The 16,775-nt window shown below is 39.5% G+C and carries 16 protein-coding genes; 5 read left to right on the top strand and 11 right to left on the bottom strand.

What is annotated here, in order from left to right; genetic code table 11:
- Nucleotides 1–31 precede the first annotated feature (31 nt).
- From mrdA to ABXG98_RS03925, 4 genes are all read left to right on the top strand, one after another.
- The gene (mrdA, locus tag ABXG98_RS03940; protein WP_353537461.1) at nt 32–2,002 is read left to right on the top strand and encodes a penicillin-binding protein 2; all 1,971 of its coding nucleotides are present in this window, start codon (nt 32–34) and stop codon (nt 2,000–2,002) included.
- The gene (rodA, locus tag ABXG98_RS03935; RefSeq protein ID WP_353537374.1) at nt 2,002–3,117 is read left to right on the top strand and encodes a rod shape-determining protein RodA; all 1,116 of its coding nucleotides are present in this window, start codon (nt 2,002–2,004) and stop codon (nt 3,115–3,117) included. Before mrdA ends, rodA begins: the two co-directional genes overlap by 1 nt.
- 51 nt (nt 3,118–3,168) lie before the next feature.
- Nucleotides 3,169–3,987, top strand: a complete 819-nt coding sequence (locus tag ABXG98_RS03930) for a septal ring lytic transglycosylase RlpA family protein (RefSeq protein WP_353537373.1) — start codon at nt 3,169–3,171, stop codon at nt 3,985–3,987.
- 163 nt (nt 3,988–4,150) lie between these two features.
- The gene (locus ABXG98_RS03925; protein WP_353537372.1) at nt 4,151–5,341 is read left to right on the top strand and encodes a serine hydrolase; all 1,191 of its coding nucleotides are present in this window, start codon (nt 4,151–4,153) and stop codon (nt 5,339–5,341) included.
- A 55-nt stretch (nt 5,342–5,396) separates the two neighbouring features.
- On the opposite strand, the gene ABXG98_RS03920 is transcribed toward ABXG98_RS03925, so the two are convergent.
- From ABXG98_RS03920 to ABXG98_RS03900, 5 genes are all read right to left on the bottom strand, one after another.
- Nucleotides 5,397–6,515: a beta-ketoacyl-ACP synthase III gene (locus tag ABXG98_RS03920; protein ID WP_353537371.1), complete on the bottom strand. Its 1,119-nt coding sequence runs from the start codon at nt 6,513–6,515 to the stop codon at nt 5,397–5,399.
- A gap of 234 nt (nt 6,516–6,749) precedes the next feature.
- Nucleotides 6,750–7,100, bottom strand: a complete 351-nt coding sequence (gene rraB / locus ABXG98_RS03915) for a ribonuclease E inhibitor RraB (RefSeq protein WP_353537370.1) — start codon at nt 7,098–7,100, stop codon at nt 6,750–6,752.
- Between the two features lies 1 nt (nt 7,101).
- Nucleotides 7,102–7,824, bottom strand: a complete 723-nt coding sequence (locus tag ABXG98_RS03910) for a 1-acylglycerol-3-phosphate O-acyltransferase (protein ID WP_353537369.1) — start codon at nt 7,822–7,824, stop codon at nt 7,102–7,104.
- Between the two features lie 154 nt (nt 7,825–7,978).
- Nucleotides 7,979–8,473, bottom strand: coding sequence for a YcxB family protein (locus ABXG98_RS03905; protein WP_353537368.1), 495 nt, complete (start codon nt 8,471–8,473; stop codon nt 7,979–7,981).
- A gap of 118 nt (nt 8,474–8,591) precedes the next feature.
- Nucleotides 8,592–9,401, bottom strand: a complete 810-nt coding sequence (locus ABXG98_RS03900; RefSeq protein ID WP_353537367.1) for a crotonase/enoyl-CoA hydratase family protein — start codon at nt 9,399–9,401, stop codon at nt 8,592–8,594.
- A gap of 305 nt (nt 9,402–9,706) precedes the next feature.
- Between ABXG98_RS03900 and nagB the strand changes: the two genes are divergently transcribed.
- A complete protein-coding gene (gene nagB, locus ABXG98_RS03895) occupies nt 9,707–10,513 on the top strand; it encodes a glucosamine-6-phosphate deaminase (RefSeq protein ID WP_353537366.1) in 807 nt (268 codons plus the stop codon).
- Nucleotides 10,514–10,715: 202 nt separating this feature from the next.
- Here the strand turns inward: nagB and ABXG98_RS03890 are convergent, their stop codons facing one another.
- The 6 genes from ABXG98_RS03890 to rppH form a co-directional block, all read right to left on the bottom strand.
- Entirely contained in the window at nt 10,716–11,240 is a 525-nt protein-coding gene (locus ABXG98_RS03890; RefSeq protein WP_353537365.1) for a hypothetical protein, read from the bottom strand.
- A 22-nt stretch (nt 11,241–11,262) separates the two neighbouring features.
- On the bottom strand, nt 11,263–12,114 hold the full coding sequence (locus ABXG98_RS03885; protein ID WP_353537364.1) for a thymidylate synthase: 852 nt from the start codon (nt 12,112–12,114) through the stop codon (nt 11,263–11,265).
- Nucleotides 12,114–12,971: a prolipoprotein diacylglyceryl transferase gene (lgt, locus tag ABXG98_RS03880; protein WP_353537363.1), complete on the bottom strand. Its 858-nt coding sequence runs from the start codon at nt 12,969–12,971 to the stop codon at nt 12,114–12,116. The genes ABXG98_RS03885 and lgt overlap by 1 nt, the downstream gene beginning before the upstream one ends.
- Before the next feature lie 53 nt (nt 12,972–13,024).
- Nucleotides 13,025–13,816, bottom strand: coding sequence for a sulfite exporter TauE/SafE family protein (locus tag ABXG98_RS03875; protein WP_353537362.1), 792 nt, complete (start codon nt 13,814–13,816; stop codon nt 13,025–13,027).
- Nucleotides 13,816–16,119, bottom strand: coding sequence for a phosphoenolpyruvate--protein phosphotransferase (gene ptsP / locus ABXG98_RS03870; protein ID WP_353537361.1), 2,304 nt, complete (start codon nt 16,117–16,119; stop codon nt 13,816–13,818). The genes ABXG98_RS03875 and ptsP overlap by 1 nt, the downstream gene beginning before the upstream one ends.
- A 73-nt stretch (nt 16,120–16,192) precedes the next feature.
- Nucleotides 16,193–16,720 (bottom strand): RNA pyrophosphohydrolase, encoded by a 528-nt coding sequence (rppH, locus tag ABXG98_RS03865; RefSeq protein WP_353537360.1) that lies wholly within the window; start codon nt 16,718–16,720, stop codon nt 16,193–16,195.
- Between the last annotated feature and the right edge of the window lie 55 nt (nt 16,721–16,775).

The following is a 16,775-nucleotide window of genomic DNA, read 5'->3' as shown; positions in this document are numbered from 1 at the left end:
TGCTGAATTATTGCCTGTGGTTTAAGGTCAAATAATGGCTCGTCGCGTTGTTATCAGGAACCATTCCGCCGAAGCAAACCTTTTTGCACGTCGCGCATTTATCGCTTTTTCCGGTGTATTGATTCTGCTAATAATATTATTTAGTAACCTCTACTCATTGCAAATAGCCTCGTTTGAAAAGTATCAAACCCGTTCAAATTCAAATCGGATCAAACTATTACCAGTAGCACCAAACCGCGGCTTAATTTACGATCGCAATGGCGTTATCCTCGCTGATAATAAACCGGTTTACAGTTTGGCTGTTATCCCTGAAGACACCAAAGACTTAAAAAATTCTATAACAGCAATTAGCCAATTATTGGAGATCAGTGCTGACAGGCAGAAAAAGTTTTTCAAATCGGTTAAAAGTAAACGCCGATTCAAACAAGTTGAATTGCATCCGCGTTTGAGCGAACAACAAGTCGCACTTTTTTCTGTCAATCAGCATAAATTCCCCGGGATCTTTGTTGATGCTCGACTCAAACGTTATTACCCTTTTGGCAAACTAACCACGCACAGCCTAGGCTATGTTGCTCGAATCAATCGTAAAGATGTCAATAAGCTTGAGCGTGAAGGTAAGTCAGAAAATTATGCTGCCACCCACGGCATAGGTAAGCTCGGTATTGAAAAATATTATGAAGATATTTTGCACGGCACCATTGGCCATCAAGAAGTTGAAGTGAATAACCAAGGTCGAATTATTCGCACTTTAAACTTTAACCCTCCCACCCCAGGTAAAGACTTGACCTTAACTTTAGATATCGAGCTACAAATGATCGCTAAACGTGCGCTCTCAGGGAAACGTGGTGCGGTTGTCGCTATGGACCCTCGCACTGGTGGCGTTTTAGCAATGTATTCTAACCCAAGTTATGATGGTAATTTATTTGTACACGGTATTAGCAATAAAGCTTACAACAAGTTACGCAACTCTAAAGATTCTCCTTTTATCAACCGTACTGTCCGAGGCTACCCACCAGCATCAACGGTTAAGCCTTTTCTCGCATTAACCGGATTAGAAGAAAACATCATCACCCCTGATACTAAAGTTTGGGACCCTGGTTGGTATCAACTCGAAGGACTGCCCAACAAATACCGAGACTGGAAACGTTGGGGTCATGGTTGGGTTAATTTAAATAAAGCCATTGAGCAATCGTGCAATACCTATTTCTTTAAATTGGCATTTGAGCTAGGTATTACCAAAATTAGTACTATGATGGAGCGCTTCGGCTTTGGCGATTACACCGGTATTGACATCCATGAAGAAAGTAAAGCCATCATGCCCAGTGTTTCATGGAAACGTGGTCGCTATAATCAGTCTTGGTATACGGGTGAAACACTCTCGGTAGGTATAGGTCAAAGCTACTGGACAGCTACGCCATTACAACTGACGCAAGCACTGACAACCTTGGTTAATCACGGTCACAAAAAAGTACCGCACTTTCTCCATGCCACTAGCGAGCTAGTAAGCACAGACGAAGGTGTCCAGAGTACCAATATTGAAGAAATAGTGTATGAAGAGCAGGCTCCTCTAGTGTTAAAACAAGAAAAAAATTGGAATGTAGTGCTCAATGCCATGCATCGCACAGTGCAAGTTTTTGGAGCTACTGGCCATGAAGCGTTTAAGGGAACACATTATGATGCTGCAGGGAAAACAGGTTCTGCGCAAGTGGCAAGCATTAAGCAAGATGAGGAATATGAGGCAGAAAAAACCAAAGAAAGCCAGCGAGATAACGCTATGTTTATCGCCTTCGCACCTTACAAAAACCCAGAGATTGTAGTTGCGGTCGCCATAGAAAACGTAGCAAAAGGTGGCGGCGGCACCAATGCTGGCCCCGTTGCAAGACAGATAATGGACCAGTACTTTGGTAACCGAGTCATTTCTGCTAACCAAGGTACCAACATAAAAAACAACCTGATGGTGAATCAACACCAACACTCTTCAGCAATAGTTAAGGTGCAATAATGCGAAGCCGCGGCCAAGATCACCAAAAAGAGCGAAGTTTATGGCAAAAATTACATATAGATCTACCGTTGACCTTAGGTATTCTCTCGTTAATGGCGCTAGGTTTATTTATTGTCTACAGTGCTGCCGGCCAAAGTATGGGCATCGTCTATCGCCAAGCCATTCGTTTAGGTATCGCTTTAGTGGTTATGTTACTGGTTGCACAAATTCCTCCATTATCTTATCGAAAATGGGCCGTTCCCGTTTTTATTGCCGGCCTATTGCTATTGGTTTCGGTATTACTCTTTGGTCATGTCGGTAAAGGTGCACAGCGTTGGTTAGATTTAGGTTTTATGAAGTTTCAACCTTCAGAAGTGATGAAGTTGATTGTCCCCATCATGATTGCATGGTTTGTCAGTCAAGATAATTTACCGGTTAAAATATCGACTATTTTAGTTGCGTTTATTTTAGTGTTGATACCGACACTGCTAATCGCTAGACAACCGGATTTGGGCACATCATTACTGATAGCAAGTTCAGGGATTTTTGTGATCTTTCTTGCTGGTGCCAGTTGGAAGCTCATCGGTATATGTATAGGTTTAGCCTCGGCATTCGCACCAATTTTATGGATGTTTTTGATGAAAGATTATCAAAGACAGCGAGTGATGACATTTTTAAATCCAGAACAAGATCCACTTGGCTCAGGTTATCATATCATCCAATCTAAAATAGCTATTGGCTCAGGCGGCATAAATGGCAAAGGTTGGCTGCAAGGTACACAATCTCAGCTTGAGTTTTTACCTGAGCCTCATACTGATTTTATTTTTGCAGTGTTTAGTGAAGAATTTGGTTTGATTGGTGTAGCGATATTACTGGCCGTTTATTTATTTATCGTCATGCGCGGCTTATGGATTGCTGTCAATGCACAGCATGCATTCACCAAGCTATTAGCTGGTAGTATTACCCTAACCTTCTTTGTTTATGTATTTGTTAACATTGGCATGGTTTCAGGCTTGTTGCCGGTAGTGGGAGTACCTCTACCGTTAGTGAGTTATGGCGGAACTTCAATGGTGACTTTAATGGCAGGATTTGGCATGCTAATGGCGATTAGCACACATCGTAAGTTTCACGTGTAGTGATTAATATTTTGCAATCTTAACCTTAGCCTCAACTTAAAGAGTCTCTAAATGAGCAGTATAAAAGCACTTTTAGTTATTATATCAATGACTTTGCTCTTTGCTTGTAGCACAGGACGATATCAACAAGCCCACGATAGTATTCCAACTAGGCTACCGAATCAGTCTGAATTAAAAGATGCAATCCCTCGAGCAGAACCCTACAGTCGCGGTGGCAACAAAGATTATCGTGTCCGTGGTATCGATTATAAAGTACTAAACAATGCGCTAGGCTTTGAGCAAACCGGCATAGCCTCTTGGTATGGTAATAAATTTCATGGTCATTTAACGTCAAATGGTGAAATTTACGATATGTATGCCATGAGTGCTGCCCATAAAAATTTACCTCTACCTACTTATGTTAAAGTAACCAACCTAAGCAATAACAAATCGGTTATTGTTAGAGTTAACGATCGGGGGCCCTTTCACCAAGGCCGAGTGATAGATTTATCCTACAGTGCTGCCTATAAACTTAATATGTTACAAACCGGTACCGCAGAAGTAAAAATTAGCGCAATTAACACCTTTGCTAATAAAACCACTCCAAATACAGCGGCCATTAACAATTCAACAAACGCTACGTCTGTAACAGCAAATCCCCATGCGGGTGACAAAAACTATATTCAGGTATTTGCCACCAGCAAACTTGAACTTGCTAAAAAGAAGGCTAAACTTCTTACTCAACGTTATAAGCATGCTGTTAACTATCCAAAAGAAAATGGCATTTACCGCATTCAAATTGGCCCTATATTAAATACTGAAACACTAAATCAATTATTAGAAACATTGAAGCAAAGCGACTACCCCAATGCTTACTTACGCAGTTTATAACTATTACTTTGTGGTAATGTGAGCCAATTAAAAATAATTTTACAATTAACTGCCTTTCAGCCATAGCCAAGGATATGAGAGATGGTATACTTTCTAACAATTTACTAGGCAACTATTCTCCTAATCATCTAATTGTTAAATAATTATGCTAATAAAACGACTAATGCTATCGAAAAAAACGGTTCACAAATTCTGCAAACAAGTGGCTATTTCACTACTGGGCTCAGCCTTAACTTTTTCCTCTTTGAGCTATGCCATAACGGTTACGCCAGATGCACCACAAATTAATGCTAAAGGCTTTATTTTAATTGACTTCACTACGGGCAAAGTGATCGCTGAAGGTAATGCTGACATGCAATTAGCGCCTGCTAGTTTAACCAAAATGATGACTAGCTACATCATAGGTAAAGAGCTAGAAACTGGCAATATTAGTAATAATGACAAAGTGATGATTAGCGAAAACGCTTGGGCAAAAAACTTCCCTGAGTCATCAAAAATGTTCATTGAAGTTGGAACAGAAGTGTCTGTAGATCTACTTAATCAAGGAATCATCGTTGCTTCTGGTAATGATGCTTGTGTCGCAATGGCAGAACATATTGCTGGCAGTGAGAGTGCTTTTGCTGATTTAATGAATGCTCATGCCGAACAATTGGGAATGTCTAGCTCATTTTTTGAAAATAGCCATGGCTTAGATAGCTCATCTCATATGACTACACCGCGAGATATGGCGACCCTAGCAAGCGCAATTATTCGTGAAGTACCAAACGAGTACGCAATCTATAAGCAAAAATCATTTACCTATAACAATATCAAACAATATAACCGTAACTCATTATTGTGGGATAAAAGCCTCAACGTTGATGGCATGAAAACCGGTCACACGTCGAATGCTGGCTATAGCTTGGTTACCTCTGCGACCAAGGGCGGCATGCGTTTAGTGACTGTTGTGATGGGTACAGAAAGCGAACGAGCGCGCAAGGTAGAAAGTAAAAAGTTACTCAATTACGGTTTCCGCTTTTTTGAGACCTTTACTCCTTACAACGCGGGACACAAATTTGCTACCAATCGCATTTGGATGGGTGACAAGCCAGAAGTTGATTTAGGTATAACCCTTGACACCCCAATTACTATTCCTCGTGGGCAACGTAAAAATTTAGAAGCTAATTTTGAATTAAATCAACAATTAACAGCACCTTTAGCGAAAGGAACCGTTGTTGGTAAGTTATATTTACAACTTGAAGGTGAAGATGTTGCTCAGTACCCGCTAGTGACGCTTCAAGAAATCAATGAAGGTAGCTTCTTTTCAAAGATAATGGATTACATCAAATTATTCTTCGCATCACTTTTCGAATAAATTGAATCACAAAAAAAAGAGCAGTAATGGGTAAACCATTACTGCTCTTTTTTATTTATACGTATTCTAAAATCAAACAACAAGCAGAATAGCCGGCACCAAACGAACACAACACAGCTTTATCGCCAGAGCTATAACCATCATGGTGCTTATGCAAGGCAATAATACAGCCTGCAGAGCTAGTATTAGCATATTCATCCAAGATAATCGGTGCCTCGCCTGCTTCAGGCTCTCTACCTAAAACTTTCTTAGCGATGAAGTTATTCATATTGATATTTGCTTGGTGTAAGTAAAGGCGTTTAATATCTTTTGGCGCTAATTCAACTTTAGCCATTTGCGTAGAGATTAAATTAGATACCATAGGTAAAACTTCTTTAAACACCTTACGGCCTTGTTGAATAAAGTATTTATCTACATCTTCGGCAGTATCAGGGCTACATTGATTCATATAACCAATATTACTGCGAATATTATTAGAAAATTCGGTTATTGGTTGCTCGGCAATAATTCTAAATTGGTGCTCACCTGTAGCCGTAGTTTCATCTTCGATAATGCTAGCTGTGGCCACATCACCGAAAATAAAGTGGCTATCTCTGTCACGATAATTAATTTGTGGGCTGAGGATTTCAGGATTAATCACCAATACGGTTTTAGCTGTGCCACTACGCACAGCATTGGCGGCATTAATAATACCAAAAGTTGCCGCAGAGCAGGCAACCAACATATCAAAACCCCATCCGGGACAACCAAGTGCTTGCTGAATTTCAATTGCCATTGCAGGGTATGAACGCTGAGTATAAGCACAAGCTACGATGACTAAATCAATATCTTCAGGAGTTTTATTAGCAGCTGCCATCGCTTGTTTTGCTGCGGCAACACCAATCTCAGCTTGCATTGACAATGCTTCGTTTGGTCGTTCAACAAAAAGAGGCTTCATTATATCAACGTTTAATATGGCATCTTTAGACATCACATATCGACTTTTAATACCCGATGCTTTCTCAATAAAGGCGCTGCTAGAATGCGCTAAAGCTTCGACCGAGCCATTTTCGATAGAAGATTGATTTTCTTGATTAAATTTATCAACATAATCATTAAAACAAGCGACTAGCTCATCATTGGAAATACTTTCAGGAGGGGTAAATAACCCAGTACCACTAATTACAACAGACATAAGAATTTCTCGACCAATACAGTAAGTTTGGATAAATCATAAGGTATGACCACTAGTGTATTTTATTTCACAAGATTTGTCGATTGTTGGTAATAGTTTGCCTTAATAACACTAGAGCAAAATGATGTTTGATAGGAAGGAAAACTAAAAATAACAGCCTTGAATGTTGGTAATACATCCAAGACTTAAGCATATACTTATTATAAGCTTCGCAACTGAGTAGCATGAGCATGACTACTCTTCAAAATAAGTGCCCCAGCCGTCATAGTCGACATTGCATTGCTGTGCTAACTCATACATTTTTTGTGTTTCTGCTCGCAATAAGTCAGCATTGAGCATTTGTTCAGTTACAATATCAAATGCGAAAACTTTATCGCCATTTTCGAGTTCAGCTTCTTCTGGCTCTTCCACTTCTAAACCTAGTTTAAATGCGGTAACCGCAGCCTTTTCTAGTAAGTTAAAGTCTTCACTAGCAAAATGATGCTCTATGGTATGATATACCTCATCATTGGTACCATCTTCAAGCAACTCACCCACCAAGGCATTGGTATGCTCAAACCAGCGCTGTAATTCTTCATCAATCATTTTACTTACCTTTTGCTATTTCTTCATCGAGTTGGCTAATTTTTTCTTTCATTACAGCATGTACTTGGTCGGCAACAGCACGTGCATTGGTGCTACTCTCATCGGTGATAAAAACAGGATCTAAAAGTTCAACGATAATTTTACCGTTGTCCCAACGCCCCATTTTAATGGTGCCTTCCTGATTACTGACACATACAGGTACAATAGGGACATTCGCCTGTATTGCAGTGCGAAAAGCCCCTGTTTTAAACGGTAATAGACCACGTCCTCGACTACGAGTACCTTCAGGAAACATCCAAACTGACAGTTTATTTTTAATAATTTTGTTGGCGGTAATATTTATAGTACTCATTGCCTTACTCGTGTTTTGCCGATCAATTAAGATATTACCTGTTAACCAATACATTTGGCCGAAAAGAGGAATCCACTTCAAGCTTTTTTTACCTACACTCACCGTCCCCGGTTGCACTGCACTCGCTGAGGTAAAAACATCATAATTATTCTGGTGGTTAGCTACATAAACAGCCGGACCTACATTTTTAACCGACTCAGGAATCCTGACTTCGACGTCAAATCCCAACAGCTTAGTGATTTTACCCAAATATCTAGAAGTATGATGAACATTATCACGGTGAAATGGCCTAAGTATGCTGTAAAAACAGGAAACAATACAAATAAGCAAAAAAGTAACGGACATCAAAATAAAGCGAAAAATAGTTAACAACGGGTAAGTCCTAGTAAAATCTTAGACCGCGAGTATAACAAATTAGCCCTTAGAGTTAATACTTTTATTATCAAGGTATTTGTTGTTGTGTTTGGTCTTCTGTTTGGTTGCTAAAGGCGTGGTGATTCAGTTAATAACCTAGTGACCTAATAACCTACTGACCTAATGGTTTTGAACGAATATAGTCTTGAGCTGGTGTAGATAAACAAGATTTAGAGATATAACGCTTACCTACGCTCTTACCTAAATTAAAATGTAATACAAAGCCTAAACTTGTTTCATCTATGGAGCTTATATCTTGCCATAAAATTCTATCATTTTGATAATAAGACTCGCTTAGTACGCCTTTTTCGTCAAGGGTTAAGCTAACTTCACTTCCCGAGGCTTTGCTTAGCATTTGTCTTACAACCCACCACGGCTGATGATAATACAGGCTTAGTGCTTCTAATATACCCAAGGCAACCACAAACCAACCCGCATAGGCATTGACTGGGGTAAATAATAAAATGACCATGCCAAACAAAATTAAAACACCCGATTTTAAAAAGGCGTTAGCACAAAGCTTTAGCGTTGCAGACTCGCTATAACACTCGTTAAAGTGAGCTTTATCTAGAGTAAACTTACTGGTGTAGGATACAGGTACGTTCATGAAAAAAGACTAGTGTAGTAAAAGAAAAAATATTCTAACAGAAATAACCAAGCAAAGTCATTACCTTAACCAAGCTGTCATCCCAGTACTACCGCTAAATGATAACAAGCACAACACATTAAAAACTAGTACGGTCTATAAAAGCATCGGGCTGTTTATTTTTTGACAATCCATTTTTCATGGCTATACGTTGGTTTTTCCTACCAAGCAAACGCAACTGAGTTATACGTTCCCAAAGTAATGCTGAACGTGTGTCTTTTTTCCAGGTTTTCTTAAACAAGTACTTAGCAGCAGCCACAGCATCAGGGCTTTGTTGGCAAATACTCTCTGCTAATTTTTTAGCCTCCGCTAACGGGGTATCACTTACTTTTGATACTAGGCCATATTCTGCCGCCTCAGTACCAGAGAAAAACCGACCTGTCATCGTTAGTTCTTGTGCAATATCAACACGAGTTAAACGTGACAGCGTCGCCATACCACTCATATCTGGAATCAAACCCCACTTCATTTCTAATATTGATAAGTTGGCATCTGGGGTGGCAATGCGATAATCACTCGCGAGTATAATTTGCATGCCTGCTCCAAAACAATTGCCATGAACCACTGAAATTACTGGCACTGATAAATCTCGCCATACATGAGCCACCCGCTGAAACATATTGTCTTTTCGCCAAGGCAGTTTGATAAAAAATTTAGCGATCATTGATGGGTGTTTACTGACATAGCTAAAATCCAACCCAGCACAAAAAGATGCACCAGCACCTTGTAAAATAACACAGCGTATACTTTTGTCTTTATTGATCCGTTTAGCTGCTTGAACCAAATCAACAATCATTTGCTTGTCTAAACCGTTGTGCTTTTCAGGTCTATTTAAAGTGACGTATGCTAGGTGTTGTTCAACGTTTAAGTGCACTCTTGGGCTAGTCATAATGTTTGCTTCTGTTTAAGGATTTGAGCATCAGTGTGACACATATCAACTGGTAGTACCACTATAAATTCGCCCCAACAAAAGCCGTAAAACACAAAAAATGACAACGCTGTCAATTTCGTGTTAAACTAACCTCACGCACCTAGAACAGCCTCATTGCAGTAATGCAGTTAATCAAAGATTAATCGCTTTAATAATAAATAATTTGCAATGATTTCAGATACCTTAGGATGATGTTCTTAGGGTATTTCTCCCTTAAGGCGAAAGCCACAGGGAGAGTAATTTAATTTTTCTAAGGATACACCATGCAAATTATTATTTTTGATAATACTCAAGACGTTGCCGAACATGCTGCCTTATGGGTAAAAGAGTTGATGTTAAAAAAGCCTGGCGCTGTACTTGGCTTAGCTACCGGAAGCACGCCCATAAGTCTTTACCAACAACTTGTTAGCAACCACAAAGCGGGACTACTCAGCTTTAAACACACCACCACCTTCAACTTAGATGAATACTTAGGCATTGCCCCAAACAACAGCCAAAGTTATCGCCACTTTATGAACAGCAACTTATTTGATCATGTAGACATAGATAAAAACAACACCTTTCTTCCAACCTGTAATACAGGTGAAAACCCAAGAGTACAAGGTCTGGCTTACGAAGAGAAAATCAAGCAGGCTGGCGGCATTGATTTACAAATTTTAGGTATAGGCGCAAACGGCCATATTGGATTTAATGAACCAACCTCAAGCCTTGCCTCACGTACTAGGATTAAAACATTAACTCAACAAACCCTAACCGATAATGCACGGTTATTTAATGCTGATGAATTTCAACCGACCCTAGCCATGACTATGGGTATCGCAACAATTTTGGATGCAAAATATGTATTACTTATGGCGACCGGTGAAAATAAAGCACAAGCGGTAAAAGACATGGTAGCGGGAGCAGTTTCAGCCATGTGCCCTGCCTCAGCATTACAAATGCACGAAAATACCATTGTATTACTAGATAAAGCAGCTGCGAGTCAATTAGCAGATCAAGAGTACTATCATTGGGCTAATGATCAAAATACTAAAATCAACCAAGAATTTGGTTTGTACCATAATTATTAGTTGCATCATATAGACTAAGCACAATAATCTTCCTCTGGATGAAAGAGCAACGTCGCATTGCTATAATAAAAAACTTCAATATAAAACCGGCTTATATTTAATGCCGGTTTAAACCCTACTGTTTAGGCTATCCTTGCTAAAAAATTGCCTCTGATTGCATTCGTTGGTGATAATGGAGACTCAAATGGTTCCATTAACATATCTACAGCGCTTTCAATCGAAGTGACTCAAAAGCTTTTTTATTATTAAAATAAGTCATATCGATAGTCAGTAAATCATCTGTCAAACTAATACTAGCTTTTTTGACATTTGAAAATTGTTTTAATTCTTTTCTAGCCACAAAAAGGAAAAACTTTCTTTCAAACTTTTCCAATTTAACAAAATTATCCGATGAGACAGCGCCATAGTCATAACGAATTAATGCAAAACTTACAACCGGGCTTAGTGCAACCTTAGATAAATATCTATTGTTACTAAATCCCCACATAGCTGTTTGATAAAAAACAAACATCATCCAAAAAGCAAATATACTATAAATTCTAGCTTTGGATACAATTAACCAAAGACCAAGAGAAAAAGCCCCAAAGCTAAAGACAGAGTATAACAAATCAAAGCGTTTGAAATTATCTTTTAGGAACCAAAAAAAATCTAGGTCAAACTTAAAAAAAGCGCTCCATATCACAATTGGATGTAATACCAGCGTTAACCCGATAACTTTATTTTTCATGCAAACCAATTCGAAGCATACTTTAAACCGCAAATGGGTATTTAATCGCATCGTGACATTGATAACCTTCTACCGCGAAATCATCCATAGTCACCCACGTTTCTAGATCTTTTAATGACTTAATTTCTGGATTTATAATCAACTTAGGTGAAGGTAACGGCTCACGTTTTAGCTGAACATCTCTCATTAAGGGCAGTTGGTCTTCATAAATATGAGCATTGACAATTTTATGATAGGCAATACCCGGTTTAAGCCCGGTGATCTGCGCCATAATAGCCAAAAAGAAGAACACTTGTACTTGATTAAAATTCAAACCAAGCGGCACATCACAAGAGCGCTGATAACTGGTTAAGTAAAGAGTACCATCTAAAATTGAAAAGTTATGAGTATGCATACAAGGGCGCAAACAACCCATGTGAAATTCACCCGGATTGTAAAAGGTCAAAATTTCAGCGCGATCGTCTATACCCTGACTTAAGTTATCAACTATTTTTTGCAATTGATCGAGCGCACCACCATCTGGCTTAGCCCAAGCTCGCCCTTGCACGCCATAAACGCGACCCATATCATCCTCACCTTTACGGTAAGTATTGTTAAGCCAAGCATCGTTTAAATTTGCATTAGCATCCCAAGTTTTAGTGCCTAACTTTCTAAAATCAGCGGCATTATCATAACCACGAATATAGCCGATAAACTCAGCAATTGCCGACTTAAAAAAGCTCTTACGCGTAGTGATCATTGGAAACTCATTCGCCGCAACATTATATTCTAGATCGGCATTAATAACGGTTAAACAACGTTTACCTGTACGGCTGTTTTCAACCCACTTGCCTTGCTCAACAATACGTTGACATAAATCTAAATAAGCGCGCATTATGCTTGTCCTTTATTTTTGATACCTTTGGTATTCACCATTTTTTCATTACTAATAGCTGACTTTTCTTGAATAACATAGCCGATGTAAATAATAAATATACCAGCTAAAATCATCGGAATGCTTAAGATTTGCCCTTTAGAGATAAACGAAAAATATAAACCTAAGTGGGCATCCGGCTCTCGGTAGAACTCAACGATAGATCGAAATACGCCATAACCAATTAAAAATATGCCCGACGCTAACCCAAGACTTCTTGGTTTGCGAGTAACAAAATACAGAATAATAAACAGCACTACCCCTTCAAGAAAAAACTCATAAAGTTGTGACGGATGACGCGGTAATTGTAATGAGTCCGTTGGAAATACCATGGCCCATGGTACATCGGTTTGTCGACCCCACAACTCAGCATTAATAAAGTTACCTAAACGACCCATACCTAAACCAATCGGCACAAGTGGTACAACAAAATCTCCGACAGATAAAAATGACTTATTAGCTTTACGCGCGAAAATAAACACAGCAGCTGTCACCCCTAGCAAGCCACCATGAAAGGACATTCCTCCTTGCCATATTTGGAAAAGATATAAGGGGTCTGCAAGAAAGTATTCCCATTGATAAAAAAGTACATAACCAACCCTTCCACCAAGCACAACCCCAAGAAAGCTATAAAATAATAAATCACTCACTTGCTCTCGGGTCCATAATCCGCCGCTTTTATCCGCGGCTTTATTTGCAATAAACATTGCAGCGATAAAACCAATAAGATACATCATGCCGTACCATCGCAATGCGACAGGGCCAATACTAAAAATAATAGGGTCAATCACGGGAAATTGTAAAAACTGTTCTGTCATTTGTTATCCAAAGTAGAAATTCGCGCAATCACGCACGAAGTAAAATTATATCGTTAGGTTAAAATCATCTTTATTGCGACTAGCATTAAAAATACAGCGAAAAACTTTTTCAACGTTTGCACCGGTAATTTAGCTGCGAACTTTACTCCGATTGGCGCAAATAAGGAAGAGGTTAGCACCACACCAAGCAAGGCAGGTAAATACACATAGCCTAAGCTCCATGGAGGTAATAAGGTATTATTCAATCCTGAGATGATATATCCGATAGAGCCAAAAAAGGCTACCATCACGCCACAAACAGTAGCAATGCCAATACAATGGCGAAGCGGCATACCAAAATAACTTAGCACTGGCACCAAGATAGCACCGCCAGCCATGCCCATTAAACTGGCAATCATGCCAGTACACAAACCAATAAATTGTAATACCATTTTTGAAGGCATAGCACGGTAACGTTGCACCCGAATTGACGCTAGCATATACGATGCAAGAACGATCACTGCACCTGCAAAAAAATTAGTCAGTGCCTGAGCTGACAGATGGTCGGCAATAAAAGCGCCTAACATCGCACCAAAGGCAACAATAAACATAAATGGCTTGGCTAAATCCCAAGGTATATTCAAATTTTTATGATGGGCAAGTGTTGCGCTTGACGAGGTCATAACAATCGCAGCCAATGAGGTAGCCAATGCCATTGGCATAATAACCTCATGACTAATTCCTAATTGAGATAACAAATAGACTAATGAAGGTACAACAATTAAGCCCCCTCCTATACCTAGTAAGCCAGCTAAAAAGCCTACTATTGCGCCTAGAAATACACAACTAATAAAAATAAATAACATTACATTCCAGCACGAGTAAAACCGCCCAAGCCCAGCATTTCAAGTTGTTCATTGAGATAACCATGGACTTGCTTGGCTGTGGTCAGTGTTAAGGTATGAGACAAAATTTGTTTTGCCACGTTAAAGTCAATATGACGAATAACCCACTTTATTCGCGCTATATTATGCCCATTCATACTGAGTTTATCAAAGCCCATTGCTAATAATAATAATGCACCCGCTGGCTGACCGGATAACTCACCACATAAACTTAATGGTACTGAATATTTTGCCGATTGCTTAGCTATTTGATCTAAGGCGCGAAGTACCGCCGGGTGATAAGCATCATGTAAATTAGCCACTTGCACATTATTACGATCAACAGCCAACAAGTACTGAGTTAAATCGTTACTACCCACAGAAAAAAAGTCAACCCGTTTAGCCAGCTCTTCTATTTGAAAAATTACCGAAGGCACCTCAAGCATTATACCCACTTTAGGCCGAGCTAATTTATTGACTACATGGTCATAATTCGGCCCCAATTCTGATTTTATTTCTGCTTGTACTTCAAAATAGGCTTGGTTAATTAACCGAATTGATTCATCGACTTCACTGACATTAGAAATCATCGGCAGCATAATTTCTAAGTTTTGGTGGGTTTGACTTGCTCGCATCATCGCCCGTACCTGCACCAGAAATATTTCAGGGTGATCTAAGGTAATACGAATTCCACGCCAACCTAAAAACGGGTTATCTTCAACAATAGGAAAATAAGGTAATGATTTATCCCCTCCCACATCTAAGGTGCGCATGGTTACCGTGTGTTGTGCACAACTAGCCAATATTTCAGCATATAACTGTGTTTGCTCATGCTCAGAAGGGAAGCAGTGACGGTTCATAAAAGGAATCTCGGTTCGATATAAACCTATACCTAAGGCTCCTAAATTTTCTGGCCGATCAAAACCGACAGACAAACCTGCATTAAGTTGTAACTCGATAACGTTACCGTCAGGAGTAATCGTGGGTAAATGAATTTCCTGCTGAATTTTTTCAGTTAATTCACGCTCTTGTGCGATCAAATGTTGATACTCTCGTTTCAACGTTTCATCAGGGTTAATAAAGAGCTCACCACTAAATCCATCAACAATGGCTTGTTGATGTTCAAGTTGAGCAAGCGGAACTGCTGTCAACCCCATAATAGCAGGCAATTCCAAGGCATGAGCTAATATCGCCGCATGAGAGTTAGTCGAGCCCGACATAGAAACAATGGCTTTAAGCCCTTTGTGTTGGTACTCAGCTAACATCGCAGGAGTCACATCTTGAGCGAGCAAAATAAAGGCCCCCGGCAGAGTTAATGTTTGTTTGTGCTCATTTTGAAAGTTAAGTAATACCCTATTGCCTAAGTCACGAATATCACTTGCACGTTCTCTTAAATAGCTATCTTCTATAGCTTCAAACTGCCTAACATAGTGTTCTATTACCAGTTTTAATGCACTTTCAGCCTGCCAACCCTGCGCTATTTTTTTTGACACTTCTTGGCGGATATCCGCCTGCTCAAGCAATTGAATATAAACGTCAAAAATAGCTAAGTTATCATCGGTAACAATACCCGTTAATTTTTGACTTAACTGCTCAAAGTCGAGCCTAGTTGTTGTTAGCGCCTGTTCGAAGCGCTTAACTTGCAGTTTTTGCTGTTCAGGGCTGACTTTTTGTAATGCCAAAGTAGATAAATCAGCTTTAGGCTGGCAAACCACAATTTGGCTCATCGCAATACCCGGCGCTCCGGGAATGCCGACCAGTTGTTTAACCCCGTGAACTTGCTCTACGCCTTGGCTAAATAATTTTTTCACCTCAGCATTAGCTAGGGCATTAGCTAACTGTGCAGCTAGGGTAACTAAAAAAGCCTCTTCATTTTCACTAAAGTGACGCGCATGTTGTTGTTGAATTGACAAAATCCCCAACACTTTACGTTGGTGAATAATAGGCGTACCTAAAAACGCATTAAAATGATCTTCTTTCACTTCTGGGGCATGCACATAATGCAAATGATTGCGTGCATTAGCGATGTTTAAAGGCTCTTCTCGTTGACCTACCAGACCAATCAAGCCTTCAGAAAAACCAATGGTGGTTTGTCCAAAAGAATCTTGGGCTAAACCGTCTGAAGCCATCAAAACAAAATGTTGTTGGGTATAATCGGCTAGATATATTGAGCAACAATCTGTTTTTAGGGCATTTTTGACTTGGCTAACCATACGCTCTAATGCACTTTGCATTTGCGTATCTTGACTAAACTCAAGAATGATACGGCGTAGTGTGGTTAACATAATGTCCTTTTTATATGGGTAAAAATAAAATGACCCACAATAAAGTAGGTCATTTTAAACATCATAGTAATAATTAGGCTTGTCGTTTACGTCGGTTAGCGTACTTGTCAGGACGCTTTTCAAATGAAAAAGCTAAAGCCGATGAAGCAAACTCTTTCATCACCCGACGATAAACATCACGCTTAAATGACACAACCTGTCGTACTGGATACCAGTAACTCACCCATCGCCAATCATCAAATTCAGGATGAGCGCTATGGAGTAAGTCAACAGCAGATTCAGGTGCGGTTAATTTTAATAAAAACCACTTTTGTTTTTGCCCAATACAAACAGGTTTACTGTCGTGTCTAATATAGCGTTTTGGCAATTTATACTTCAACCAATGCTTGCTTGATGCAATAATTTTCACGTGTTCAGGTTTTAAACCAACTTCTTCATGTAACTCACGATACATTGTCTGTTCAGCGGTTTCCCCTTCATCAACACCACCTTGTGGATATTGCCATGAATGTTGCCCAAACCTTCTTGCCCAAAATACTTGTCCCCTGCCATTTATTATTACTATGCCGACGTTGGCGCGGTAGCCTTCGGCATCGATCACAGGAACTCCTGGAAAACTAAAAAAATACTTGTATAGATTCAACCATATTAACGGC

The organism is Colwellia sp. KU-HH00111 (genome assembly GCF_040362745.1).
Taxonomy (GTDB): domain Bacteria; phylum Pseudomonadota; class Gammaproteobacteria; order Enterobacterales; family Alteromonadaceae; genus Colwellia.
The sequence above is the reverse complement of the archived record's forward strand: the minus strand, read 5'-3'. Positions and strand labels throughout refer to the sequence as shown.

Excerpts from the sequence above, each read along its gene's own strand:
- rodA (WP_353537374.1), top strand. The coding sequence starts at position 2,002 with ATGCGAAGCCGCGGCCAAGATCACCAAAAAGAGCGAAGTTTATGGCAA.
- ABXG98_RS03930 (WP_353537373.1), top strand. The coding sequence starts at position 3,169 with ATGAGCAGTATAAAAGCACTTTTAGTTATTATATCAATGACTTTGCTC.
- ABXG98_RS03925 (WP_353537372.1), top strand. The coding sequence starts at position 4,151 with ATGCTATCGAAAAAAACGGTTCACAAATTCTGCAAACAAGTGGCTATT.
- ABXG98_RS03920 (WP_353537371.1), bottom strand. The coding sequence starts at position 6,515 with ATGTCTGTTGTAATTAGTGGTACTGGGTTATTTACCCCTCCTGAAAGT.
- rraB (WP_353537370.1), bottom strand. The coding sequence starts at position 7,100 with ATGATTGATGAAGAATTACAGCGCTGGTTTGAGCATACCAATGCCTTG.
- ABXG98_RS03905 (WP_353537368.1), bottom strand. The coding sequence starts at position 8,473 with ATGAACGTACCTGTATCCTACACCAGTAAGTTTACTCTAGATAAAGCT.
- ABXG98_RS03900 (WP_353537367.1), bottom strand. The coding sequence starts at position 9,401 with ATGACTAGCCCAAGAGTGCACTTAAACGTTGAACAACACCTAGCATAC.
- nagB (WP_353537366.1), top strand. The coding sequence starts at position 9,707 with ATGCAAATTATTATTTTTGATAATACTCAAGACGTTGCCGAACATGCT.
- ABXG98_RS03890 (WP_353537365.1), bottom strand. The coding sequence starts at position 11,240 with ATGAAAAATAAAGTTATCGGGTTAACGCTGGTATTACATCCAATTGTG.
- ABXG98_RS03885 (WP_353537364.1), bottom strand. The coding sequence starts at position 12,114 with ATGCGCGCTTATTTAGATTTATGTCAACGTATTGTTGAGCAAGGCAAG.
- lgt (WP_353537363.1), bottom strand. The coding sequence starts at position 12,971 with ATGACAGAACAGTTTTTACAATTTCCCGTGATTGACCCTATTATTTTT.
- ABXG98_RS03875 (WP_353537362.1), bottom strand. The coding sequence starts at position 13,816 with ATGTTATTTATTTTTATTAGTTGTGTATTTCTAGGCGCAATAGTAGGC.
- ptsP (WP_353537361.1), bottom strand. The coding sequence starts at position 16,119 with ATGTTAACCACACTACGCCGTATCATTCTTGAGTTTAGTCAAGATACG.